Source organism: Aneurinibacillus sp. REN35 (genome assembly GCF_041379945.2).
Lineage (GTDB): Bacteria > Bacillota > Bacilli > Aneurinibacillales > Aneurinibacillaceae > Aneurinibacillus.
This window is the reverse complement of record NZ_JBFTXJ020000010.1, coordinates 67,052-91,841: the sequence shown is the minus strand read 5'-3', so window position 1 is coordinate 91,841 and position 24,790 is coordinate 67,052. Positions and strand designations below refer to the sequence as shown.

At 45.2% G+C, this 24,790-nt stretch carries 25 protein-coding genes and 1 riboswitch; of the genes, 8 read left to right on the top strand and 17 right to left on the bottom strand.

Annotated elements, in window-relative coordinates; all coding sequences use genetic code 11:
* Positions 1-24: 24 nt before the first annotated feature.
* The 7 genes from AB3351_RS17325 to AB3351_RS17295 all read right to left on the bottom strand — a co-directional run bounded on the left by AB3351_RS17325 (position 25) and on the right by AB3351_RS17295 (position 8,878).
* A complete protein-coding gene (locus AB3351_RS17325; RefSeq protein ID WP_371148402.1) occupies positions 25-2,037 on the bottom strand; it encodes an ABC transporter ATP-binding protein in 2,013 nt (670 codons plus the stop codon).
* 23 nt (positions 2,038-2,060) lie between these two features.
* Positions 2,061-2,987 (bottom strand): ABC transporter permease, encoded by a 927-nt coding sequence (locus tag AB3351_RS17320; protein ID WP_371148401.1) that lies wholly within the window; start codon positions 2,985-2,987, stop codon positions 2,061-2,063.
* A 5-nt stretch (positions 2,988-2,992) separates the two neighbouring features.
* Entirely contained in the window at positions 2,993-3,928 is a 936-nt protein-coding gene (locus tag AB3351_RS17315) for an ABC transporter permease (protein WP_371148400.1), read from the bottom strand.
* 81 nt (positions 3,929-4,009) lie between these two features.
* Entirely contained in the window at positions 4,010-5,659 is a 1,650-nt protein-coding gene (locus AB3351_RS17310) for a peptide ABC transporter substrate-binding protein (protein ID WP_371148399.1), read from the bottom strand.
* A 654-nt stretch (positions 5,660-6,313) separates the two neighbouring features.
* Positions 6,314-6,829 carry a hypothetical protein gene (locus AB3351_RS17305; RefSeq protein WP_371148398.1) on the bottom strand — a complete coding sequence of 172 codons (516 nt, stop codon included), beginning with the start codon at positions 6,827-6,829 and terminating at the stop codon, positions 6,314-6,316.
* A 14-nt stretch (positions 6,830-6,843) separates the two neighbouring features.
* Positions 6,844-7,914 carry a M42 family metallopeptidase gene (locus AB3351_RS17300; protein ID WP_371148397.1) on the bottom strand — a complete coding sequence of 357 codons (1,071 nt, stop codon included), beginning with the start codon at positions 7,912-7,914 and terminating at the stop codon, positions 6,844-6,846.
* Between the two features lie 73 nt (positions 7,915-7,987).
* The gene (locus AB3351_RS17295) at positions 7,988-8,878 is read right to left on the bottom strand and encodes an EamA family transporter (RefSeq protein WP_371148396.1); all 891 of its coding nucleotides are present in this window, start codon (positions 8,876-8,878) and stop codon (positions 7,988-7,990) included.
* A gap of 117 nt (positions 8,879-8,995) precedes the next feature.
* On the opposite strand from AB3351_RS17295, the gene AB3351_RS17290 reads away from it, so the two are divergent.
* Positions 8,996-9,196 (top strand): hypothetical protein, encoded by a 201-nt coding sequence (locus AB3351_RS17290; protein WP_371148395.1) that lies wholly within the window; start codon positions 8,996-8,998, stop codon positions 9,194-9,196.
* Positions 9,197-9,277: 81 nt separating this feature from the next.
* On the opposite strand, the gene AB3351_RS17285 is transcribed toward AB3351_RS17290, so the two are convergent.
* Both AB3351_RS17285 and AB3351_RS17280 read right to left on the bottom strand, forming a co-directional pair.
* Positions 9,278-10,807 carry a fumarate hydratase gene (locus AB3351_RS17285; protein ID WP_371148394.1) on the bottom strand — a complete coding sequence of 510 codons (1,530 nt, stop codon included), beginning with the start codon at positions 10,805-10,807 and terminating at the stop codon, positions 9,278-9,280.
* 122 nt (positions 10,808-10,929) lie between these two features.
* Entirely contained in the window at positions 10,930-12,108 is a 1,179-nt protein-coding gene (locus tag AB3351_RS17280) for a rhomboid family intramembrane serine protease (RefSeq protein ID WP_371148393.1), read from the bottom strand.
* Between the two features lie 97 nt (positions 12,109-12,205).
* Between AB3351_RS17280 and AB3351_RS17275 the strand changes: the two genes are divergently transcribed.
* Both AB3351_RS17275 and AB3351_RS17270 read left to right on the top strand, forming a co-directional pair.
* Entirely contained in the window at positions 12,206-12,883 is a 678-nt protein-coding gene (locus AB3351_RS17275; RefSeq protein WP_371148392.1) for an ABC transporter ATP-binding protein, read from the top strand.
* Positions 12,838-13,632, top strand: a complete 795-nt coding sequence (locus tag AB3351_RS17270) for an ABC transporter permease (RefSeq protein WP_371148391.1) — start codon at positions 12,838-12,840, stop codon at positions 13,630-13,632. Before AB3351_RS17275 ends, AB3351_RS17270 begins: the two co-directional genes overlap by 46 nt.
* 42 nt (positions 13,633-13,674) lie before the next feature.
* On the opposite strand, the gene AB3351_RS17265 is transcribed toward AB3351_RS17270, so the two are convergent.
* On the bottom strand, positions 13,675-13,992 hold the full coding sequence (locus tag AB3351_RS17265; protein WP_371148390.1) for a hypothetical protein: 318 nt from the start codon (positions 13,990-13,992) through the stop codon (positions 13,675-13,677).
* 178 nt (positions 13,993-14,170) lie between these two features.
* On the opposite strand from AB3351_RS17265, the gene AB3351_RS17260 reads away from it, so the two are divergent.
* Entirely contained in the window at positions 14,171-14,629 is a 459-nt protein-coding gene (locus tag AB3351_RS17260) for an acyl-CoA thioesterase (protein ID WP_371148459.1), read from the top strand.
* A 31-nt stretch (positions 14,630-14,660) separates the two neighbouring features.
* Here AB3351_RS17260 and AB3351_RS17255 read toward each other — a convergent pair whose 3' ends face one another.
* The 3 genes from AB3351_RS17255 to AB3351_RS17245 all read right to left on the bottom strand — a co-directional run bounded on the left by AB3351_RS17255 (position 14,661) and on the right by AB3351_RS17245 (position 17,451).
* Positions 14,661-15,245, bottom strand: a complete 585-nt coding sequence (locus AB3351_RS17255) for a class I SAM-dependent methyltransferase (RefSeq protein WP_371148389.1) — start codon at positions 15,243-15,245, stop codon at positions 14,661-14,663.
* A 58-nt stretch (positions 15,246-15,303) separates the two neighbouring features.
* A complete protein-coding gene (locus tag AB3351_RS17250; protein WP_371148388.1) occupies positions 15,304-16,977 on the bottom strand; it encodes a methyl-accepting chemotaxis protein in 1,674 nt (557 codons plus the stop codon).
* A 96-nt stretch (positions 16,978-17,073) separates the two neighbouring features.
* Positions 17,074-17,451 carry a helix-turn-helix transcriptional regulator gene (locus tag AB3351_RS17245; protein ID WP_371148387.1) on the bottom strand — a complete coding sequence of 126 codons (378 nt, stop codon included), beginning with the start codon at positions 17,449-17,451 and terminating at the stop codon, positions 17,074-17,076.
* A gap of 161 nt (positions 17,452-17,612) precedes the next feature.
* On the opposite strand from AB3351_RS17245, the gene AB3351_RS17240 reads away from it, so the two are divergent.
* The gene (locus AB3351_RS17240) at positions 17,613-17,984 is read left to right on the top strand and encodes a hypothetical protein (RefSeq protein ID WP_371148386.1); all 372 of its coding nucleotides are present in this window, start codon (positions 17,613-17,615) and stop codon (positions 17,982-17,984) included.
* A gap of 41 nt (positions 17,985-18,025) precedes the next feature.
* Here AB3351_RS17240 and thiD read toward each other — a convergent pair whose 3' ends face one another.
* Positions 18,026-18,829: a bifunctional hydroxymethylpyrimidine kinase/phosphomethylpyrimidine kinase gene (gene thiD, locus AB3351_RS17235; protein ID WP_371148385.1), complete on the bottom strand. Its 804-nt coding sequence runs from the start codon at positions 18,827-18,829 to the stop codon at positions 18,026-18,028.
* Complete coding sequence (locus AB3351_RS17230; RefSeq protein ID WP_371148384.1) at positions 18,816-18,965, bottom strand: hypothetical protein; 150 nt, start codon at positions 18,963-18,965, stop codon at positions 18,816-18,818. Before AB3351_RS17230 ends, thiD begins: the two co-directional genes overlap by 14 nt.
* Positions 18,958-19,057, bottom strand: a riboswitch (TPP riboswitch). (Overlaps the previous gene by 8 nt.)
* Before the next feature lie 131 nt (positions 19,058-19,188).
* Between AB3351_RS17230 and AB3351_RS17225 the strand changes: the two genes are divergently transcribed.
* Positions 19,189-19,950 (top strand): 3'-5' exonuclease, encoded by a 762-nt coding sequence (locus AB3351_RS17225; RefSeq protein WP_371148383.1) that lies wholly within the window; start codon positions 19,189-19,191, stop codon positions 19,948-19,950.
* A gap of 75 nt (positions 19,951-20,025) precedes the next feature.
* On the opposite strand, the gene acsA is transcribed toward AB3351_RS17225, so the two are convergent.
* Positions 20,026-21,747, bottom strand: a complete 1,722-nt coding sequence (gene acsA, locus AB3351_RS17220) for an acetate--CoA ligase (RefSeq protein WP_371148382.1) — start codon at positions 21,745-21,747, stop codon at positions 20,026-20,028.
* 269 nt (positions 21,748-22,016) lie between these two features.
* Between acsA and AB3351_RS17215 the strand changes: the two genes are divergently transcribed.
* Positions 22,017-23,441, top strand: coding sequence for a S8 family peptidase (locus tag AB3351_RS17215; protein WP_371148381.1), 1,425 nt, complete (start codon positions 22,017-22,019; stop codon positions 23,439-23,441).
* A 73-nt stretch (positions 23,442-23,514) separates the two neighbouring features.
* Here AB3351_RS17215 and AB3351_RS17210 read toward each other — a convergent pair whose 3' ends face one another.
* Positions 23,515-24,018 (bottom strand): DUF3907 family protein, encoded by a 504-nt coding sequence (locus AB3351_RS17210; RefSeq protein ID WP_371148380.1) that lies wholly within the window; start codon positions 24,016-24,018, stop codon positions 23,515-23,517.
* Positions 24,019-24,234: 216 nt separating this feature from the next.
* Here AB3351_RS17210 and AB3351_RS17205 point away from each other — a divergent pair, with 216 nt between their 5' ends.
* A complete protein-coding gene (locus AB3351_RS17205; protein ID WP_371148379.1) occupies positions 24,235-24,666 on the top strand; it encodes a hypothetical protein in 432 nt (143 codons plus the stop codon).
* Positions 24,667-24,790 lie beyond the last annotated feature (124 nt).

The following is a 24,790-nucleotide window of genomic DNA, read 5'->3' as shown; positions in this document are numbered from 1 at the left end:
AATATACATAGACCACATATTCCTTTAAAAAAGATGACATGAGACCCAATGTTTTTCCTTTACTTCCTTCCAGAGCGGTGCGCTTTGTCCGCAAAGCTCATGAGCCTTGGGACATCGAGAGTAAAATCGGCAGCCCTGCCCTGGATTGATAGGACTTGGAAGCTCGCCTTCAAGTACGATTCGCTGACGCGTGCGTTCTACCTCTGGATTCGGAATCGGAGCGGCAGATAAGAGAGCCTGTGTATATGGATGAAGCGGATTCGTATACAATTCGTCTGTATCGGCGAGTTCTACCAAATTCCCCAGATACATAACACCAACACGATCGCTAATATAGCGGACCATAGATAAATCGTGGGCGATAAATAAATATGTTAAACCGCGTTCGCGCTGCAGCTTCTTAAGCAGATTAACGACCTGCGCCTGAATCGATACATCGAGCGCGGAAATGGGCTCATCCGCAATGATAAACTCCGGCTCGACCGCCAATGCCCGGGCAATGCCAATTCGCTGTCGTTGTCCGCCGGAGAATTCATGCGCATAACGACCCGCGTGACTCGGCTGAAGGCCAACGGTCTCAAGCAGTTCGTGAACACGTTCCATCCGTTTTTTCTTCCCGGAAACGAGACCGTGAATATCGAGACCCTCGGCTATTATATCTGCAACTGTTTTACGCGGATTTAAAGAAGCATACGGATCTTGAAAAATCATTTGAATGTTGCGGTTTACTGCTTTTTGCTCCTCAGCATGAAGTTTTTCATGAAGTTTGATATCTTTATAAAAAATTTCACCTGCTGTTGCCTTATATAGCTGAAGAATGGTTCGACCGGTTGTAGATTTTCCGCATCCTGATTCCCCTACAAGACCAAGTGTTTCACCTTGATAAATATCGAAGGTTACATTATCCACTGCTTTTAATACTTTATTTTTGCCGACAGTAAAATATTTCTGCAAATTCCTTACTTGCAGCAGCGCCTCCTTCTCTACTTCCGACTTTGGAAATTGTACGATGGAAGGCTGGGAAGCATCCTTTCGCGTTTGAACTTTTATCGGAGGTTCAATATGAGGCGCTTTTTCATGTAAAAGCCATGTAGCGGCGTAATGTGTCTCTGAAATCTGATACAAAGGAGGTTCTAGTTCATAATCTATTGCCAGTGCATACTCATTACGCACAGCAAAAGCATCTCCTTTGGGCGGATAAAGAAGATCAGGCGGAGAACCCGGAATCGTATAAAGCTCCTTGTCGCGATCTGTATCCGGCATAGACCCGAGCAGCCCCCATGTATATGGATGCCGTGCTTTGTAAAAAATCTCATGAACCGTACCGGTTTCTACAATTTTTCCTGCATACATGACAGCTACACGGTCTGCCACATTCGCCACAACCCCAAGATCATGTGTAATAATAATGATGGAGTTTCCTGTCTTCTTTTGAATGTCTTTTAGCAGATCGAGAATCTGCGCTTGTATCGTCACATCTAACGCGGTAGTTGGTTCGTCAGCAATTAAAATGTCCGGATTGCAGGACAGAGCCATGGCAATGACAACACGCTGCCGCATCCCCCCGGAGAATTGATGTGGATATTGGCTTATCCGGGCTTCTGCATTAGGGATTCCTACCAACTTTAGAAGCTCAATGGCCCGTGCTAGTGCCTCTTTTTTACTTTTGCCTGTATGTTTGCGCAAGCTTTCAGCAATCTGCTTACCAATGGTCATTGTAGGATTTAAGGACGTCATGGGATCTTGGAAAATCATTGCGATTTTTGATCCGCGTATCGATTCCATTTCTTTATCTGACAGCAATCCCAATTCTTGATCTCCGAAGAAGATTGTACCCTGATTGATACGGCTGGTGTCCCGTGGTAATAGGCGCATAATCGCTTTGGATGTAACAGATTTACCAGAACCCGATTCTCCCACGATGGCGAGTGTCTCGCCCTTGTTGACATGAAAGGTAACACCGCGAACTGCATGTAATTCTCCGGCATAGGTTTTAAACGTTACATGTAAATCCTGTACGGTAAGAGCACTCCTCAAGCACAATCCCTCCCCTGGCAATCTTATTTTCTCATTTTAGGATCCAGTGCATCTCTTAGGCCATCAGCAAGTATATTGAATCCTACCATAATAGCGATAATAACAACGGCTGGAGCCAACAGCAGGTAGAAGTTGTTGCGCATCGCCTCGTATCCACTATTAATAAGTACACCGAGTGAGGCGAGCGGCTCCTGTAGACCCAGACCAATAAAGCTTAAGAAAGCCTCTGTAAAAATAGCGGAAGGAATGGTAAACATCATATTTACAATAATAAGCCCTAATGTGTTAGGGAGCAGATGATGAATGATTAAACGCCTGTTGCTTGCACCAAGGGAACGGGCGGCCAATAAAAACTCCTGTTCCTTAAGCTTCAGAATTTGCGCGCGTACGAGCCGCGCCATGTTTACCCATCCTGTTAATACCATAGCAACCGTAATCGTCAAAATCCCCGGCTTCATCACCATCATCAGGATAATAACAACAATAAGATTTGGAATTCCGATTAAAATCTCGATAATACGCTGCATCACTGTATCAACTCGCCCGCCCAACAAAGCCGAGACGGAGCCGTATGTTACACCGATAATCAAATCAAGAATAGCGGCCAGCAAGGCGATATAAAGAGAGATTCGGGTTCCCTCCCACACGCGTGTCCATTGATCGCGCCCGAATTTATCGGTTCCAAACCAGTGTTCTTCCCCTGGAGACTGGTAGGCATTGCTTTGATTTTGCTCATAGTAGGTATAAGAAGAGATTAGCGGACCAACAATCGCAGCCAACAGGATTATGGCAAGAATAATAAGGCTGATAAGTGCTCCGCGATTCTTTTTTAAACGCATCCAACTATCTTGAAAGGCAGTAAGAGAAGGACGGGAAATTTGTTCCTGGTCTAGTTGCTTCCGCCCTACTATGGTAAACATTTCGTCTCTGATTTCTTCCGGTTTCCCCATCGTGCTCACTCCTTTGTCCCGGTTAGTCGAATACGAGGATCAATGATTCCATACAGCAAATCAATGAGCAGAATAACCAAGATATAAAAGGCGCTGTAAAAAATCGTAAGCCCCATGGTAGCAGAGTAGTCATTAAACTTAATCGCATCGATAAATAGACTGCCGATACCAGGAACAGCAAAAATCTTTTCAATAACAAGCGAGCCTGTTAGCAAACTTACAATAATGGGACCTAGAATGGTAATAACCGGTATCAGGGCATTACGAATTGCATGCGTAATAATAACAGTCAAATTGCTTAGTCCCTTGGCTCGGGCAGTAAAAATATAATCCTGCTGCAGCACCTCAATCATCTCATTGCGCATAAATCGGGCAATCACAGCAATGACCCCGAAGGACAGCGCAAGAGTAGGCAGCACGGAACTCGAATAGCTCTCCCAGAATGCAATCGGAAACAGACCCCACTTTAGCCCGACAAAATACTGCAGCAGAGCTCCTGTTACAAAGTTAGGAACGGAAACACCGATGATCGCTACAAACATTGTAGTGTAATCCCAGATCGTATTATGGCGAAAAGCCGCAATAATACCTAAGATAATGCCGATTGTCAAACCAAGGATAACGGCCTGGGTACCGAGAAGCATCGAAGGCCCGATACGCCCGGTGATTAATCCTTCAACAGATTGTCCGTTAAAATAAAAGGAAGTACCGAAATCTCCTTGCATCAAATTCTTCATATACACAACATATTGCTCCATCACCGGTTTATCCAATCCATATTGGGCATACATCTGCATGCGCACTTCTTCAGGAAGGACAGATAATCTTTCTTCATCAAAAGGAGAACCCGGAAGCTGCTTCATAAGAAAAAAAGTAGCGGTTGCTATAATAAATAGCGTAACCACAATATTGATGAGGCGGATGACTATGTACTTTTTCATAGCTACCTCCTTGCCGTTGATATAGAAGTAAAACTAAAGCGAAAAGAGAGAAGACACTCGTCTCCCCTCTTTTTGCATCGCTTATTTTTCAATACGAGCATACTTTAAGTCGAGACTTGCACCATATGGATGATTGACCATGTTTTTAATATACGGTTTTTGCAAATACGTTTCGCCCTGATAAACAATAGGCGCGATGACCGCATCTTCCTCCAGCAGAATTCGTTCTGCTTTGAGCATCAGCTCCACACGCTTTTGTTCATTGGCTTCATTAATAGCGCGATTCAACAAATCATCGTACACCGCATTTTCATAATTTCCACGACTTGACATCGCCGCTCCCCGCCACTCATCAAGATAGGACATCGCATCATCATAATCGGCTCCCCAGCGGGTAATACCCATCTGATAATTGCCATCACGCATCGTCTGCAGGCGTCCTTTGTGAGGCTTCGTTACAATCGCGACATCTATCCCCAGATTTTTTTTGTATTCACTCTGCAGGAAGGTAGCCACGTCTTTACTGGCGGTATCATCTGAGGAAATAAGCTCCAGCTTTGGAGTAGAGCCGAGCTCGGCTACTCCTTTTGCCCATAACTCTTTTGCTTTTTCCGTATTCGGACTAAGAACGGCTCCCTGTAATTCACTGAATTTTTTTCCGCCGCTAACCCCGTTTATGCCTGGGGGAACAATGCTGGTTGCAGGCATCGAACCGTTATTCAGCACATTATCAGCCAGCGCTTTTGTATCGTATGAGATTTGCAGAGCTTTACGAATGTTTTTGTTAGCCACTTCCGGTTTCTTCAGATTAAACTGTATAAAAGATGTGGTAAAAGTAAGTTGCGTCTGAAACTCAGGGTTGTTCTTATATGCCTGCACATCACTGGAGGAAAGATTCACACGGTCTAGCTGTCCTGATTCGTATAAATTTAGAGCGGTGCTCGTTTCTTTAATTACTTTAATATTGGCCTTTTCGATTTGTACATTTTGCTTATCCCAATATTCTGTATTCTTATTTAACACCACACCTTTAGCTTGATCATACTCTGTTAAGACATAAGGTCCATTGTATAAGAGAGTGTCTTTATTCAGAGCAAATTGGTCACCCTTTTCTTCCACAAACTTCTGATTCAATGGAAAGTATGTTGGAAAAGCGGTAAGGCGAACAAAGTACGGAGTAGGATTACTTAATTGGACAACCAGTGTTTTCTCATCTTTTGCATTGATACCTACCGCACTCTCATCAGCTTTGCCTGCAGCAAATTCTTTTCCGCCTTTTACATAGTTAGCAATGATATTAGCAAACGAGCTTCCGCTCTTAGGCTCCATCACACGCAGCCAGGCATATTTAAAATCGTGAGCGGTAACCGGTTCACCATTGCTCCATTTTACGTTGTCACGCAGTGTAAATGTATATGTAAGCTTGTCATCGGAAATCGCTACACTTTTAGCAATGGCAGGCTGGGGCTCATGTTTCTCATCAAGACGATACAGCCCTTCCATCACGTTGTTTAATACACGGTAGGAGACCATGGACGTCGTTCTGGTTGAATTTAAGTCTGGAATATCATCTTCCGTAAGCCAATTCAAAACCGTTTGCCCGGAAGAAGCAGTTTTCGTATCGTCCGTCTTGGACGCAGTTTTCGTATCGCCACTAAAGTTGCACCCACTTACGATAGTGCCAAGCACCAGTAAAGGTGCAAGCCATTTTATTACCCGCTTTTTTTTCATTCTTTTTCCCCTCTCTTTATATAATGATTCTCTTCATTATCTTTAAAAGCAAGCAAAAAATATACCAATCATTTGAATAAACAGAATAAAAGGGGAGAACGCCGAATTTATTACTTATTTTCTCTTTTGTTTTACGTTACGTTTTCGAGAAAATGTTTTAATTGGGTCATCCATTTTATCAGAATAACCAATTATAAAGAAGCATATAGTATCCATTTTCTTTACCAATATGTACAACACCGCTTGTTCTCCGCCCTAGATTTCCATATAAAAAACCGGGGTGCCGCTGCGCCCCGGTTTTATTTCATTTATAATGAGATTTTAATGATTCCTGTCACAATCACAAGCCCGCCCACAAATAAACCTGCTGAAAAAATCAGACCAAATAATCTTCTGGTGTATTCCTCCATCCTGCCGCTCCTCCTTCGCTTCTATCACCTAATTCCATACTAGTATACCCATTATATGGATAAACGAAACCAGACAAACGGCTCAATCGAGCAAATAAAAAAAGAGCTCCGCAATAGCGGAGCCCAAAACAACAACTCTCAACCAATTGAATAAGTTGTCACTAAAAGAATAATATAAAATTCGGCAAGAAACAATAGAAATTTTAGGAAAAACATTGGTTTTTACGCAAAAAACGACAAAATTTTAACGTTTTCCCTCTAATACTTTATGAGGCACATGCTGAGCGGATAAACAAGCAAGAAATGCGGCCTCATTCTCTTGCAAAAGTACACAGCTAAGTGTTTTGGCAAAGTACATATGAACACGTTCCTTATGACCTGACATAAAACGCAAGCGATATACAATGTCCAAATCGCGCAGACTATAAAAGTACGCCAAACGCGAAGGTGTTAGCTTCGCTGTAAACGTCCGGCTTAGCACTATGCCATCCTGCTTATATTCCGTCTGCTTCGCTTCACGCGCACCCATTACAGTCAAAAAAGAAACCGCTGTCTCCATGCCGACGAGCTTCACCATCTCCGCATCATTGTATTCGATTTCTACTTCTGTTAAGTCAGTCTTCACTGCCTCAAGCATGCAGGAAAAAAGGTTCCGAAGCACCAGATTGCTTGGAGATAAGCCATGAGCATCAAATTGATATACATATTCTACAGCTTCCCTATCCTCTCGCTCGATTCGGTGCAAGTATAAATACTGCATACACTTCCCCCTATCTACTGCCGCTCCTTGATGCGCTTCAGTGCATCATTATCAATTCGCGAGAGCAGCGCCAAGAGCAATTGTTTTGCTGCCTCGTAATCGTCCCGATGAATGATTGCCGCATGGCTATGAATGTAGCGAGCAGGAATGCCAATAACAGCCGATGGTACACCCCTGCCTGTCACATGCACCTTTCCCGCATCCGTACCGCCTGGCGAGACAAAAAACTGATAGCGAATGCCAAGTTCTTCTGCCGTATCAATCATAAAGTCTCGCAGTCCCGGATGAGTCACCATGGTACGATCCATAATTCTCATCAGAAGACCATCACCAAGCTTACCCATGCCATCGCGAATGCCGGGAATGTCTCCAGCCGGACTCGCATCCAGCGCAAAGAAAAGATCGGGTTCAATCATATTGGCTGCCACACCTGCTCCACGCAGTCCTACTTCTTCCTGTACGGTAGCTCCGCCATAAATAATGTTAGGGTGCTTCTCATGCTGCATCTTCTGCATCATCTCGACAGCCAAAGCACAGCCATACCGATTATCCCAAGCTTTTGCCATCAATTTTTTTGGATTGCCGAGCACCGTAAACGGACAAAGCGGAAGTACAGGCTGACCCGGGCGCAATCCCATACGCTCGGCATCCTCTCTATTATCGGCCCCGACATCAATGAACATATCTGTAATATCCATTGGTTTATTTTTACGGCTCGCTGGCAGCACATGAGGAGGGATAGAACTAATTACCCCCATGATCATGCCGCTGTCTGTCTTAATCTGTACACGCTGGGCAAGCAATACTTGGCTCCACCAGCCCCCTAGTGGCTGAAATTGCACGAATCCTTTGTCCGTAATGCGTGTCACCATAAATGCTACTTCATCCATATGACCCGCTACCATAATCTTCGGGCCTTTGTCATTCCCTCGCAGCACACCGAAAATGCTGCCTAGATTATCGTAGACGACCTCTTCCGTTGTCTTGCTTATGTATTCACGCATAATGCCGCGCACATCATCTTCAAAACCAGGCGCACCGCACGCTTCTGTCAATTGCTGAAACAAATTCAACTGCTGATCCATACATCCCATCCTTTCCGTTTTTTGCTTCCTATCATTAAACATACCGCACTCGTCATGTAACGTCAAAAAGGGCTTATGTTCCTGCACGCACTTTCTGTCTGCGTTCCATAAGCTCAGGCACAGCAATTCCCGTCAGAATAACTGCGACTCCAAGCCACTGGAGCATGTGTACGTTTTCCCGGAGTACAATGCTTGACATCAGCGCTGCCATAGGCAGCTCAGCCGCTCCCAATATTGTTGCCAGTCCGCCGCCGATATGCGGCACACCCAATGTAAAAAATAATGTAGGCACAACACCACCAAATAACGCAAGCGGCAGCGCATAGATGAGCAGACCTTCCATCATCGATCCGTTAATGAGAAACGCGGGCGGATAAACAGCAAATGTAACAAGAACAGCCCCCGTTAACATAACCGCTGTCCTTGTATACGGATGCGCATTGCCAATGACTTTACCGCTAAAGATAACAAAGAGCGCATACGTGCATGCCGATAATAAGCCAAATACCACTCCGGCTACGTTCAGCGCACCTAGACCCTCAGAGAAAAAGTTGCCTGATAGCAGCGTCCCTACCATCAACAACAGCAGTGCAATGATTTTATCACTACCAGGCCGCCTGCGCTCCATACAAGCCACCACAATTACTCCAATCCATGTGAATTGAAACAACAGCACAATTGCAATGGAAGCCGGAACATACTGCAGCGATTGATAATAAAATATGCCTGTTAACCCGCTTGTACTCCCTACACCGATTAAAGCCAGCCACTGCCTGCCTGATATTTTCTGTCGCGAAAACAAAAGTGCCACTGCCCACATACTGGCCATGGCCAAAAACATCTGTGCACCGCTCACTTCAGAAGGCATAAAGCCCGCTTTATAAGCAAGTTTAACAAATGTAGACAACACCCCGTAGCTGCACGCACCTAAGAACACGAGCAGCACTGAACGCCAATAAATCATTCTTTTCTTCCTCTCCCTGAACTCTTCTCTGTTATTGTACTACACTTTTCAAGCAAACAATGCCAATCATATCACCATACGTGTTCGGGCATGCTGATAGCAGGAGGTGTTGGACTGATGAGAAAAGGAATAATCCCCATTGTGCTTGGAACCGCGGTTACATTAACCGGGATCAGCATGTTAAATCGCCGTCACGTAGACGTGCAAAGCGATAATCCCTATGCTTGGGGGATTGCCGGATTCGGACTCGCCCACATCGTACTAGGGGCAATTGACGCCGCACGCGACAATGAGCATAACGGAGATGACTTCTTCTAAGCGGATCATTGAGCTTCGGGTCAGCATAAGCAAAAAAGCCAGCAGGGGCTCTGCTGGCTTCTTGAATATCTCAGATGATACTTAGCTGAATACAGGCTCAGAGAATTTCGTCAGTTTCTCCAATGAATTCTTATCTACATCAGCATGCAGGCTGTTGCCGTGGGAATCCATTGTTACGATTGCGGCAAAGCCTTCAACCTGTAAATGCCACATCGCTTCTGGAATACCGAACTCAAGAAAATCTACGCCTTCCACCTTCTTCACGCAATCCGCATAATATTGTGCTGCACCACCGATTGCATTCAGATACACACCGCCGTGTTCCTCAAGGCCCTTCAGTGTTTTCGGACCCATTCCGCCCTTTCCAATAACAACGCGAATACCGAACTTTTTCATGATATCAGCTTGGTATGGCTCCTCACGGATACTGGTCGTAGGACCTGCTGCTTTGACATGCCACTCGCCGTTGTCATCCTTCATCATAACTGGGCCACAATGATAAATTACACCACCATCTAAGTCAACCGGACAGTCATGATCCATCATGTATTTATGGAAAGCATCTCGGCCTGTATGCATCAGGCCGTTAATAATAACAACGTCACCGACCTTTAGGCTGCGCACCTGCTCTTCTGTAATCGGGTATTGCAGCACCACTTCGCGGCGCTCCCCTGACTGTGCAGACTGCTGTACACCTTCGTGCAAATCCGCCGTACCCTCTTTGTATAACCATTCTTTGATATCTCCGGTTGTCGGATCAATGGATACGCCCTGACGACGGAAGGCCCAACAGTTGTATGCTACGGATACGAAGAAGCTTGCCGGGAGGCGGTTGATTGCGCCGACCTTACAGCCAAGAAGCGTGGTTTCACCGCCAAAGCCCATCGTACCGATGCCAAGCTCGTTCGCTTTCTCCATAATATAGTCTTCTAACTCCGCCAGTTGCGGATTTGGATTCACATCATCCACTTTACGGAATAACTGTTCCTTTGCCAATGCATATCCTGTTGTACGGTCTCCACCGATGCCTACACCGATGAAGCCGGCGCTACAGCCTTGGCCTTGCGCTTGATATACGCTGTGCAGAATACATTTACGAATTCCGTCAAGATCGCGGCCCGCTTTACCCAGACCTTCAATTTCCATCGGCAGACTGTATTGAATATTCTTGTTCTCACAGCCGCCACCTTTAAGAATCAGCTTCACTTCGATCTCGTCTTTTTCCCACTGTTCAAAGTGAATCACCGGCGTACCTGCACCAAGGTTCGTTCCGCTGTTCTCGCCTGTTAGCGAATCAACAGAATTCGGGCGCAGCTTGCTATCTTTAGTTGCCTGCTCAATTGCTTCGAGGATGGCTTTCTTCATCTCAATCTGATTGGCACCTACCGGCGTATGTACTTCAAATGTCGGCATGCCGGTATCTTGACAGATCGGTGATACATTCGTCTCTGCCATCTCGATATTTTGCGCAATGGTTGTTAGCGACAGCGCAGCACGCGTGCCTGCATTCTCCCTTTTACGTGCCTCAGCAACCGCACGTCGTACGTCCGGCGGGAGGTTTGTAGATGTTTCGATAATCAATTTGTATACACTGTCTTTGAATTGATTCATGGACTCCTACCCCTTTTCCGTGAAAAATGGCTCTCAACTTTTTATTATATCTGACATTTCCTAAAGGGAAAAGGCTTATCCATGATTTCCGCTGTGCTAATGCCTCCAAGAAAAAAGAGACACTACAGGCCTCCAAGCTGTATGCCCCACCAACATAAAAGAATGAGCAGCACCATCGCTCCAACTCGCACCCCGATACGCGCTTCATGCTTAGGTAAGCCCACCACGGCTGAGGCAAAAAAGCCACCGAACAAACCACCAAGATGCGCATAGTTATCGATAATGCCAGGAGATAGAAAGCCGATCACCAGGTTAATGCCAAGTACAACAAGGATATTGGTACCCAGCGTACGGAAAAACAACTCCTTATTCTGCGTGCCAAAATACAGCATAGCGCCGAACAAACCAAAAATTGCACCGGATGCACCCGCAGAGATGTTGTCTGAAAACGCAAAGCTTCCAACCACACCGCTGATGCCTGAGATCATGTAAATAACGAAAAAGCGCGTCGAACCATAGATCTGCTCTGTTAATGAACCAAGCGAATACAATGCGACTCCATTAAACAAAATATGCATAAAACCAATATGCAAAAACATCGGAGTAATAAAGCGCCACCATTCTCCAGCAAGGATAAGCGGATCATACTTGGCTCCATAAAAAAGCAGCACCTGCGGGTTCTGACTGCCTCCACTCAACTCCATGAGAATAAACATGGCAATAATAATAACAAGAAAAAAATACGTAAGACGCGGCTTGCCGTAGAAAAATGCGGCACGCACCTCCTGCTCCCGCGCCGCTTCCGCCTGCTCAATACTGTGCATCCAGTGCGCAGCAGGACGTTCTGCTTCTCCGTACGTTGTCTCATCAAAAAATTCAGGAGGAAAAAAGCGCACTTTTTCTTTGTTCCAGGTTCCAATCCAACGCTTCTCCTCTAGCTCATATCCAATCGCTGTCAGCGCCACAGACTTCTCATCTATGCCCGGCCTTCCTGACAAAGATTCACGCATCGCTTCCACTACAGGCTCGTAACATACATAAATGATGCGGCCTTGAATGGATTTCGCGTTAACCTGACGCCGAATGTCTTCCATATGCGCCGCTCCTTCACGCAGGTCATATTCTAGCGTCGCAGTCCACAGAAAATCAGCTAACCGAAGTTGTATATAATGCAATTCTCTGCCTTTCTGACGCACAAGCTCAATGATTCCTTCTCCGGACCCGAGCAGAGTATATTCTTCTTCCGCCACAAGACGATAGGCTATTTTCCATATGTATTGTTGTGCTAATGTAGTATCCAAAGGCTTCTTCCTTTCCGCAGAAGTTAAATATACTATACTATACGTACATATCAGATGAAAAATCAAAAAATCTACTCCACTGAGGGGAGGAACAACGGTGAGCGCTACTGATTCCGTGCTCCAATTATTACATGTCTCAAAAGCGTATCAGAATGGGAGCGAGCGCATGACGCCTCTCAACAACGTTACCGTCGCAGTAAAGGAGGGCGCCTTCATTACGATTACCGGACCATCAGGCACCGGAAAAAGCACCTTGTTTCGCCTGCTGACCCGCTTGGAGGAACCGGATAGCGGACAGATTTTTTACCGCAACCGCCCGCTTACAGAGCAAGATCCACCTATATTGCGCCGCCGCGTGCACTATGTATTCCAGTCTCCGGTCTTATTCCCAGGCACTGTCGCAGACAATCTATCGTATCCCGTTCAGCTTGCAGGAGAAACACTGCCAAGGAGCGAGATGGAGGCTCTGCTCACCCGAGTTTCACTGCCTGCATCCTACTTGTCACGCAGCATCAAGGAACTCTCAGGAGGAGAAAAGCAACGTGTCAACATCGCACGCTCTCTATCCCTCTCACCCGATGTTCTCCTGCTTGATGAACCAACCTCGGCATTGGACCATCAAAGCGCTGCATATATCGAACATGAGATTCTCTCCTACCATAAGGAAGGGCATACCGTACTATGGATTACCCATTCGCCTGAACAGGCCAAACGCTTGGGAAGCAGTACATGGCACTTAGAGAACGGCCGAGTAGAGGAGCGGAGCAGACAATGAGTACGCTTGCCACTGTTGCTACTATAGGATTTGTTTTGATCGCCATGCTGCTGTCTCTTCGCCTGAAATTGCAGCTCGAAGGCGACATGCTGCTCAGTACCATACGCGCCATTGTACAGCTTCTAGCTATCGGATACGTACTTGAATTTGTTTTCTCTAGCAATCATCCGCTATTTATTATCTGCATACTGCTTATCATGTTGGTCGTTGCCGCTCAAAATTCAGCCAAACGCGGCCAGGGAGTTCCGTATGTATTCCTTCGTGTTTTGTTCACCATTTCACTGGTTTCCGCACTGACAATAGGAATGATGCTCGCATTCGGCATGCTTCAGTGGAAACCGCAGGCAGTCATTCCCATTAGCGGAATGATCATCGGGAACTGCATGATCGTCTCGTCGCTGCTCCTCAATCAAATGCGCGAGCGCTCCGCCTCTATGCGGGAGGAAATCCTTGTTGCACTTTCACTCGGTGCCACGAGCCGTCAGGCCAGCGAACGCTTAACCCGGGATGCCATACGCGCAGGTATGATTCCCATTATTGATGCGATGAAGACTGTCGGGCTTGTTCAACTACCCGGTATGATGACCGGTTTAATCATTGCAGGCACCAGTCCAATTGAAGCGGTACGGTATCAACTGCTTATTATGTTTTCATATACGGCCGCTTCTGCACTTACCAGCATCATACTGGGCTTTCTCATTTACCCTACGCTATTCACACGCGCACATCAGTATATTGGCTGGAAATAAGAAAAACGAGCGGAATGCTCGTTCTTCTTAGCACAATTTTCCTCAATTGCTCGAACTCTCACGTACCTGTTCATTTTCACTGTAAGATGCCGGATAGCCGTACATCCCCATATTCATTGGCGGTCCCGGAAATGCTGGTCCATAGCCATGCATTGTATGGAAGCCTTTTTTGCAATAATATTCATACATTTTTCTGTGGTAACAATAACGCTTATAATAATTTTTGTAGCATTTTTTGTGATGCGCATGTTTGTGACATTTGTGCTCGTAATACTTCATCTTCTCTACGTGGTAGTGATATTTAACCACTTCCACATCCATCGTCTGCATGACGCCCATGGGCTGATGATAGTAATTCACGTGTAACGTCCTCCATTCGTATTGTTTTATTTAGTAATCTGTTACACTGTATTCACCCATAGGACGATGAGACACGACGCTTGCCTATACCGGGCAAATTAGGTGCATACCTATGAGAACCAAAAAAGAAAGGTGAGTTACTTTGCAAGGAAAACGCACACACGAATCCCGTACCATCATGACTGATATCGTTCTGCCGCCGGATACGAACTATCATGGAACCATCTTCGGCGGCAATGTTATGGCCTATATTGATAAAGTCGCAAGCATCACCGCAATGCGCCATTGCCGCAGACAAGTTGTGACAGCATCAAGCGATAGTCTAGATTTCCTTGCTCCAATCCGTACTGGGGAAGCCATCTGTCTAGAAGGCTATGTGTCATGGACACATAATACTTCCATGGAGATCTATGTAAAGGTTGAAGCGGAAAATCTTCTAACGGGAGACAGACGTTTGACCGCTCAATCCTATCTTACATTCGTAGCACTTGATGAGAATGACAAGCCGATTGCTGTACCGCCCGTTCTTCCTGAATCAGAAGAAGAACGCTGGAATTACAAAACGGCACAAGACCGGTATAAAATACGCAGCCAGCGTCGGGCGCTTACGAAACAACGGCTGCAAAAAGGAAAATAGCCGCAGAAAATCTGCGGCTACCTATGTATGATCATTGCTTAACAGCATATAAGCTTACAAAAGGTTCTTCTTCTCCACCTGTATTGGTACGGTCGAAAATTCGAAATCCGTGCGAGCGCAGGATACGTTGTATCTCTTCCTCCTTATAAAGTCGATTAAAAATATTATCGACCACGATATCTCCTTCACCAATTCGATAGGAGGAGAAGAAGACCCCACCTGGTTTCAGTACGCGATAGACTTCATCAAGCGCTTTATGCAGATCTTCTTCGGTTAAGTAAATGAGCGAAGCATTAGCCCATACCCCATCATACAATTCATCTCCGGTCGGAATATGCCGGAAGTCTCCTTGAATAAATTCTACATCCTGTACCTTCTGCTTGGCCTGTGCAAGCATAACCTCGCTAATATCAAGACCCTGTACATGCAAGTCATATCGCTTCAACCGCAGCGCATCGTGTCCGGCACCGCAACCAAGGTCGAGCACGCTGTTGCCCCCAAGCAGCATCTGAAATCCTGGGATAAACTGCATGGTCAGCTCTCGATGACGCCATTTCTCGCCCGCCTGGTTTGCCAGTTTATCGAAAGAAGCTCGATTGCGATCTACGTAATCCATTTTTTCACCTCCCGCCCCTTTTTTCATTCTAGCTAATTAAGTGGCGGAAAGCTACATACTATGAAATTTTGAACCGGCTAACATGCGTCTGCAGCTCCTCTGCCATCTTCGCTAGCATCTCGGATGCAGCATTAATCTCTTCCATAGTAGCCGTCTGTTCTTGTGAAGCAGCCGCTACCTCCTGTGTGTCAGCGGCAGCGGTTGAAGCTAGACGTGAAATCTCGTCACCCTGACGCACAATATCCTCCGTTCCTTGAGAAATGGTTTCTGAAGATGCGGTAACCAGCTCAATCTGTTGATTCAAATCTGCAATCGCCTTCAATATCGTCGAGAAAGCTTGACCCGCTTCCCCAACAACGGAACGTCCTTCTGATACAGCTTGACTGCTCTCTCCCATCGAAGCAACCGCGGTACCGATTTTTGTATGAATATCAGAGATCAGCGTAGCAATCTCGCTGGCCGACTTGCCTGATTGTTCAGCCAGCTTGCGAATTTCCTGCGCTACTACAGCAAAGCTCTTACCCTGCTCTCCGGCACGTGCAGCCTCAATGGCGGCATTAAGCGCCAATAGATTCGTCTGCTCACTAATCTGGCGGATGGTGCCAATGATACCTTTAATGGCTTCCGAGCGATTGCCTAATTCACGAATCTGCGTTTCTGTATCGCTTACTTTCTGCGAAATATCATTCATCTCAAATCCAACTTTTTTCAGGGAATTTTCTCCCTCTTGGGCATACGTAACCACAATGGAGGAATCTTTCTTTACCGTATGAATTTTATCGGCAATATCTTTAATATTTCCACCCATCCTATGCAGCGCTTCGGTTGTTAGACGCACGCTCTCCATCTGTCCCTCTGAGCCTGAAGCAATTTCCTGCGACGCTTCGGAAATCTGTTCGGAAGCGCGCGTGCTTTCGTTGGCACTAGCTGTCAGTTGCTCAGATGACGCTGCCACCTGCTGTGACACCTCATTAACCTGCCGCAGCATGTTTCTGAATTCACGAATCATTTCATTGAACATGTGGGTAAGTTGTCCGACCTCATCCTTTGATCCCGGAGTTACTTGTACGGTGATATCTCCCGCCTCCGCCTTCTCCATCGCCACTACCAATTCCTTCATCGGCTTGGTCAAGAAATTCACAATCATATAACCGATAACAATGGCAAACAGGGATGAAACCAGACTAATAATAAATATTTGCATACGAATAAACAGGAGCGGCTTCATCATATCTTTTAAATAACTACCGATAACCAGCTCCCATCCATTCGACAGTTGGACGAAAGAAGCGACTTTTTCTTCTCCCTTCCATGGATACGTGATATAGCCTGTTTTTTGATTTAAAATATCCTTAGCAAACGATTCACCCGCCAAACTGGTATTGATCATTTTCGAATCCGGATGATAAAGCACCGTTCCTTTATCATCAATAATGTAAGCGTATCCACTCAATCCATTAGCTTTATAATAATTTGTCTCTACATCATCCACCATCGCTTTGACTCTCTCTGATGCTATTGCATTGGTCTGTTTATCATTAAGGATAGAATTAATTTCTTCGGCCTTAATTTTCGTTATGTACTTCAAATCCTGTACTGTCATATCATACACGCTATTATAAGCAGAATTGTAGCTTAAAAAACCCGCTGTCATTAACGGAAGCAGCGTGATCAACAAGATCGTGCCTGTAAGCTTTAGCTTAATAGACACATCATTCAATTTACGAAACAATGATAATCCCTCCCAAGTACGTTATTGCCTCTATCTTAACTTGTAATCCTTTTGTATTCCATACTTTTTCCTATTTCTTTAGAATAATCTTTCACTTTATCTTTTTTTATCGATGGAATGAAACAATATTCGTTCATACATTGCAAAAAAACGATCTAACGTATATTGATAGCGTTCTAATTCACATGACCATATGCCCAGATGTTCAATTCCTGCTTCTGTAATAGAATACATGCGCTTTGGAGGGCCGCCTGTAGATATTTCCCAATGTGACTGCACAAGCTTTTCATTCTCTAGCTGACGAAGAATACGGTATACATAACCAGGATCAACAGATGTAAATCCGAACTCTACTAGGTCTTGAATAATTTGATAGCCGTAGTTGCTTACTCGTTGAAGGAGAAGCAGCACACACGGAGTAAGCAGATTTTTGGGTGTGCTGTAAGACTGGGTCTTCTCTTTATTATTCTCCATATACACGCCTCCCTTGTATGTCCCATTCACTTCACTATACGAGCATGATTGTGTAAAAATGCATGGTCGTTACTTTTTTAATTTTTTCATAATTTTATTTGTATATTTTACCTATCGAACGTAATATAAAAAGGAGGGATTAAAAAACAGGAGGGATTCGCATGGCATCCAATCAAACGTTCGACCCGGTTCAAATGTGGAAAAGCTGGTATGATCTAGTGGAAAAAACATGGGGGAAGACGATGGACGACTTCGTCAAAACATCGGAATATTCGACGATGATTGGCGAATATCAAAAGTGGTTTTTTTATTCCCAGGATCAATATAAAAAGATGGTCGATCAACTCCTTACCGAGAACAATCTGCCAAACAAAGATGAAATTGCCCGGTTGGCACAATTGGTCATTCAGTTAGAGGAGAAAGTAGAAAAACTTGATGAACGACTTGATGATGAAATTATAACGAAGTTGGACGAGATCAAAGCCGCACTTGATAAAAGTACAAAAAGTACCGCGAAAAAAGCAACCGTATAACCCAAAAAGCAAGCGAGGCAGCGACGCCCCGCTTGCTTTTCTTATTTTCCCTTTGTCCGATATGCCCAGTGATTGGTTGGACCATGCCCATGTCCAATCCCCAATGGATTACTGATCGCTGCAGTAATAAATTGTTTGGCTTGTTCCACCGCTTCTCGTACCGGCTTCTTTGCCGCAAGTCCTGCTGTAATTGCAGCGGCAAAAGTACAGCCGGTACCATGCGTATGCTCCGTATAAAAACGCTCCGCTTCTAGCTCTATAAATTCGTGGCCATCATACAGAATATCTGTAACGATCTCTCCCGTCCCATGTCCTCCCTTCACAACTACATGCTGCGCACCCCATCCATGAAGCATGCGTGCAGCCTCTTTCATCTGCTCCTTGGTTGTAATCTCACGCAGACCGGTAAGCACCTCTGCTTCTGGAAGATTTGGTGTTACGACGGTTGCGATAGGCAGCAAATATTCTTTTACCGCCTGTACTGCCTCTTCTAGGAGAAGCGGAGCACCGCCTTTAGCGATCATTACTGGATCAAGCACATAATTAGGCACGTTGTATTCTTTTAGCTTATCGGCTACCATCTGAATAATCTCACTATCGAATATCATTCCGGTTTTTACTGCATCTGTGCCGATATCTGATAATACTGCATCCATTTGCTGGGCAATAAATGCCGGTGGAATCGGATGCACCCCGTGTACGCCTCTTGTATTCTGCGCTGTAAGCGCGGTGAGAACAGACATACCATATACGCCAAGCTCCTGAAATGTCTTCAAGTCGGCTTGAATCCCTGCTCCGCCTCCGCTATCAGACCCTGCTACTGTTAATGCTTTATATATGCTCATATACAGATACCTCTTTTCTTATGATGAATATAGCGGCATGCAGGATTCGTTTTTGCATGCGCTCAGCAAAAAGCGCCACTCCAAGTGGAATGGCGCTTACCGTTCTTGTACGAGCAGGCCGACGATGCGGCAGCATCCATCCACTTCCCTTCGCCAGAATTACCCGGATCAGGTTCTAAGGGTCGAAGCGGTTGCTTCTCTCAGCCTGCGGCACCCCTAGTGGTTCTTTTTCATTCATGGTACCCCTCCCAACCATATTCGTCAAGGAAGAAAGCGGTATCTAAATTTTCTAAAAAATCTGTTCGTTATTTTTACTTTATGATATGCTTAATAAATGAGATAGAGAGAAGGATGTGAAGATGATGTACCCTTTTCCCCTTAGTAAATACATCAAGCACATCACGACAAACTGGTATAAAGAGAAGCCCATTCTTGACCCTGAATTGATCCAAAATGTGAAGGAAATGACTGACAGCATCCGGCATCGTACGTATCCGGATCGCCATCTGCGCTCCATGCGCTTTGTTGTATTCGATACAGAAACAACTGGATTTCACCCATTTGCTGGAGACGAGATTATCTCGATAGGAGCAGTCATCATTCAAAACGGACAAATTCATGAAAGTGAATATTTTCACGAATACATTCATCCGAATAAGCCTATTCCACCTATCGTTACAGAGATTACCGGAATTACGAATGATGATGTAAAAGACTCTCCCCCAGCGCTGCCGGTACTCCACAAATTCCTTACCTTTATTCATGACAGCTACTTGGTGGCGCATTGCGCTGACTTTGATATGAACTTTTTGAACAGCCGCCTCAAAAAACTATGCAGAACCAAGCTGTATAACCCTGTTATCGACACGATGACCCTGGCTTATCATCTGCTTCCAACCAACGCATCATATGGACTAGATACGCTGCTTGATCAGCACAACATCGAGATAAAAGAACGGCATACTGCGCTTGGCGACGCACTGATGACTGCCCAATTATTTCTTATGTTTATTGAAGAACTCGAACGTCGTGGGGTACATACGCTCCATGAATTGGAAAGCTATATAAAATCCATGCATCTGCTGCGTCAACGAACCGAGACCGGATACGCTTCCTTGTAAAGCATGACAACTACATTTCTAAGCATAAAAGAAAGAGGTAGGAACATAGCGTTCTTACCTCTTTCTTTGGTTGCATTAGTCTTCCATTGTAGATAAATCACCTGTTGGCAGACCGAGTTCCCAAGCCTTTAAGACACGGCGCATGATCTTACCGGAACGCGTCTTCGGAAGCTTATCACGGAATTCTATTTGTCGCGGTGCAGCATGTGCAGCCAAGCGCTCCTTCACAAATACCCGAATCTCTTCCTTCAATTCTGTGCTCTCTTCATAGCCCGCACGCAATGTAATGAATGCCTTGATAATCTCACCACGTACCGGATCGGGAACACCGATAACACCAGCCTCGGCTACCGCTGGATGCTCTACCAGCTTGCTCTCAACTTCAAATGGACCCACCCGTTCACCGGACGTATTAATTACATCATCTACACGTCCTTCAAACCAGAAGTATCCATCCTCATCCATATAAGCAGAATCCCCAGATACGTACCATCCGGTCATAAAATACTCCTCATACTTTGCCGGATTGTTCCAGATCTTACGCATCATTGCCGGCCACGGCGGCATAATAGCAAGATTCCCCATCGTGTTCGGCGCAAGCTCATTGCCTTCATCATCTACAATCGCCATCTTAATGCCTGGCAGCGGCTTACCCATAGAGCCAGGACGAATCGGCATGGAACGATAATTGGCACAGATGGTTGATCCTGTCTCCGTCATCCACCAGTTATCATGAATGCGGTGCTGTAATACGTCTAATCCCCAACGGATGACTTCTGGATTCAACGGCTCTCCCGCAGAGAGAATATGACGCAGCGAAGATAAATCGAAGCGCTTTGGCAGCTCATCGCCTTCTCCCATCAGCATCCGGAATGCCGTCGGCGCACTAAACCATACGTTCACCTTATATTTTTCAAGCGTCGCATACCAATCTGCCGGCTTAAAACGTCCACCGCGCAGCACAACGGATACTCCATTCAACCACGGAGCCCACATGCCCGCCGATGTTCCCGTTACCCAACCGGGGTCTGCGGTACACCAATAGATATCGCCTTCTCGCAGATCGTATACCCATTTACCTGATACATACTGATGAATCATGGCATCATGAACTTGAAAAACACCTTTTGGTTTACCGGTTGAACCCGATGTATAATGCAACAGCATGCCTGATTCACGCTCTACCCATTCAATGGTATATTCATCAGACGATGCCATTAACTCTTCATATAATACTTGATTGTCGGCCGTCTTCTCCTGCGCACCGACAAGAATAACATGTCTTAATTCTGGGAGTTCATTCACCGGAATGCGGTAAAGAAGGGACGGTGTCGTCACCACAGCCACAGAGCCGCTATCAAGCAGACGATCTCTAACAGCATCCTCCATGAACGCCTCGAAAAGCGGACCTGCAATGGCGCCCATGCGCACAATGCCAAGCAAAGCGATAAACAACTCAGGGCTGCGCGGCATGAAAATAAAGACACGATCGCCTTTTTGCACACCCTTCTCCTTTAAACCGTTAGCAAATTGGCAGGATAACTGGCGCAGTTGTTCGTATGTGTACTGCTCGTCCCGCTCTCCGTCCGTATAGTATAATGCCACTTTGTCGCCATTGCCGTTCTCCACATGCCGGTCAATCGCTTCAAAGACAATGTTCACTTTGCCTGTCTCGTACCAAGAAAAGTTCTTCTCCATCTCTTTCCAATCCATGGTACGTGCCGCTTCCTCATAGTTCGTAAGATTCGCGGTGTCGTCAAGCATCATGATATCCTGCGGTCGTTCTTTCGTAGTCATGGTTTCAACCCCCATCCGAGTAATATTCTAGCTCTTCGGCAGAGCTTTTTACTTTAGCGAAAATTCTGTTTGTTATACAACACTGTACTATACTTATTCCACAAATAAAAGCGTTTACCTTCAAAAAATTATGATTTTTTCGTGTTAATTTCCTCCTGTCAGCACAAGGTATGACAGTGGTTTTCAGGCTGTAAAAATCCACCTTTCATACAATGCCCACACCTGCCACACGCTATAAGCAACGCATCACTTCCCTAAGGAGGTTCCTCATGAAACGCTTTGTTCGATATGGCGCTGGCGGGCTGGCTGTGCTGTTGGCCGCATATTTTTTATTTGCCGAGCCGAAGCGCAGCGCAGCACCGCCCAAACAAGCATCTCCCCCTGTTGTGCAACAGACACAGGAGAAAAGTAAATTTTACCGGATTAACTATATTAGTGAAGTTCAGGAAGCACGCAAACAGCTTGATAGCAGCGGCCATGTTATTACGATTCACCATAACAGCAAACAGACGAGCCATTACATGAAACGGGAAGTTACCGTCAAATTCAAGACACCTCCTGCGCCTGATAATCTGAAGCAGACAATGACCCATATTAACGGTTGGAAAAAAGCAGGGTCCGGTACGCTTTATATTTTCAAATCACATACAATGTCTACCGATGAATTGATCGCATACTTTAATAAACGACAGGATGTCCGGTTTGCTGAGCCCAATTATTTGCTTCTGCCGAATGCAACGCCTAACGATACGCTCTATCCTCGCTATCAATGGAACATGCCTGCAATCGACATGGAAAAAGCCTGGGATATCACCAAAGGAAAACCCGATGTAATTATCGCCGTGATTGATACGGGCGTTGACTTAACCCATCCTGAATTTCAGGGAAAATTAGTGAGCGGCTATAATGTGCTAAACGACTCTAACAAGGCACAGGATGATAATGGACACGGCACGCATGTTGCCGGCATTATCGCAGCAAAAACCAACAACCAGCAAGGGATTGCTGGCATTGCCTGGAATAACAAGATTATGCCGGTTAAAGGCATTGGGGCAGACGGCAGCGGCTCTTCTTTTGATATTGCCCGCGGCATTATTTGGGCAGCCGATCATGGCGCCAAGGTCATCAACATGAGTGTTGGAAATTATCATCCCTCTAACGTACTTCATGATGCAATTAAGTACGCTTTCAGTAAAAATGTCATCATGATCGCTGCAAGCGGAAACGACCATACGAATCAGCCTAGCTATCCTGCCGCTTACCCTGAGGTAATCAGCGTAGCTGCAGTTGACTGGAAGGGAAAACAGGCCGAGTTCTCCAATTTCGGTCCTCATATTGATGTGTCAGCACCTGGAGTAGACATTCCAAGCACGTACATTCAAAAGGATTATGCTTCATTATCCGGTACCTCTATGGCTTGTCCTCATGTCGCCGGATTAGCCGGACTTATTCGTTCGCTAAATTCTTCATTAAGCAATAGAGAAGTAATGAAGATCATCCGAGAGGCTACAACCGATGCCGGCATCAAAGGCTGGGATCAGCATTACGGTTACGGCATTATGGACGTACCGCGCGCGCTGCAACTGGCAGGCATCAAAATGCAAAATGCCGCTCAGCCGACCGCACCCAAGCAAGAACCCACACCGCATAAAAACGGAGGTCTGCTTGAGTGGCTTCGACAACTATTTATGTAGAAGAGCTACACGTATAAAAAAATCTCCCGCTGCCTTATAAACAGCGGGAGATTGTATACTTTTTTTTATGCGATTAGCGAACTGTACTCATCCGTTTCATCGTCACATAGTCTGTTTCATAATACTGAAGTTCGTCTCTTAGGTATTCAAATACTTTTGACATGCCTAAAGTCATCTCTTTAAGGTCGGGAGTTACTTCTTTATGGAAGATAATCGCATCACGGCCTGTATACGAATTACGGCCATCCTCTTCGTATACTTCTCCCTTCGGATAAAAGAATACGTTTACACAAGTGTGGTATACCGTATAGAGGGCTTCTTCCGCGAATTCTTTATTAAAACGGGCGCGGCGCAGGCAAATACCTAACTTCTCATAGGCATTTTCACAGTTAACGAGGAGATGGCGAAAATCGGATAGGTAGTCTCGATAATACGGTTCATACTCCTCAGGGTTAGAAGAGGTTTGTACTAATTGATTCAACGTCGTCGAGTTTAAGAACTTCTCTAGTTCCATACAAACTTTCTTCAATCTGTTGTAGGACTCCTCACAGATTTCTTTCAACTGAGTCTCTGGCATAAGATACCCTCCAACTTTTAAGATTCTCTTCCCTATTACAGCAATTGTAACAAATTTGTTACAACGAACCTAGTATTATTTAATCTGTTTAACAATGTTCAAAAATTCTAAATTTTTTATCCTGATTCTTTTGTATGTTCTTCCCTTTATTCGTACATACTACTTGAATAGCGTCAACGCCACATATTGTATTGCGTAAAGGAGTCATTCATATCTATGGCTGTTATCCGCTTTCTACATCTTATACACGAAATTCGCGAAATACTCCTAGTCTCTCATCTGCTTCAACAAAAAAATCAATCGCAGCCTCTCTATCTCTCCTTTGTGCCGCTATCAGCCTATCGTCAGCACACCGAGATGACGGGATTAGGTGTATTTGAATGGCATCGCATTCATCAAGGACGTGTCATTCACTTACGCAGCCTCTATATTTGTGAACCAAGCCAAACAATTGATTTCTATGACCAAGATGAGAGCATCTTTTTTTCACTCACACAGGCTCCGATGTTTTTACGTCGGAAGGAACCGATCCTTATCAAGCAGGAAGAAAAACTTGGACTGATCGAAGTGATTACTAAGGAACATCGACTTCTCATAAGCTTTACACTTTCTCAGTGGCCTTCTCTTGTTTTCCCCTATAAAAAATGAATAGTTTTTCTATTTTGAATTTATGTATTATACTTTATTTATAAATAAAATATGGTATGATAGATAAGTCGTTTGACAGATACGACTAAAAATTCAGTCATTTATTGGGTTAGGGTACAAGGAG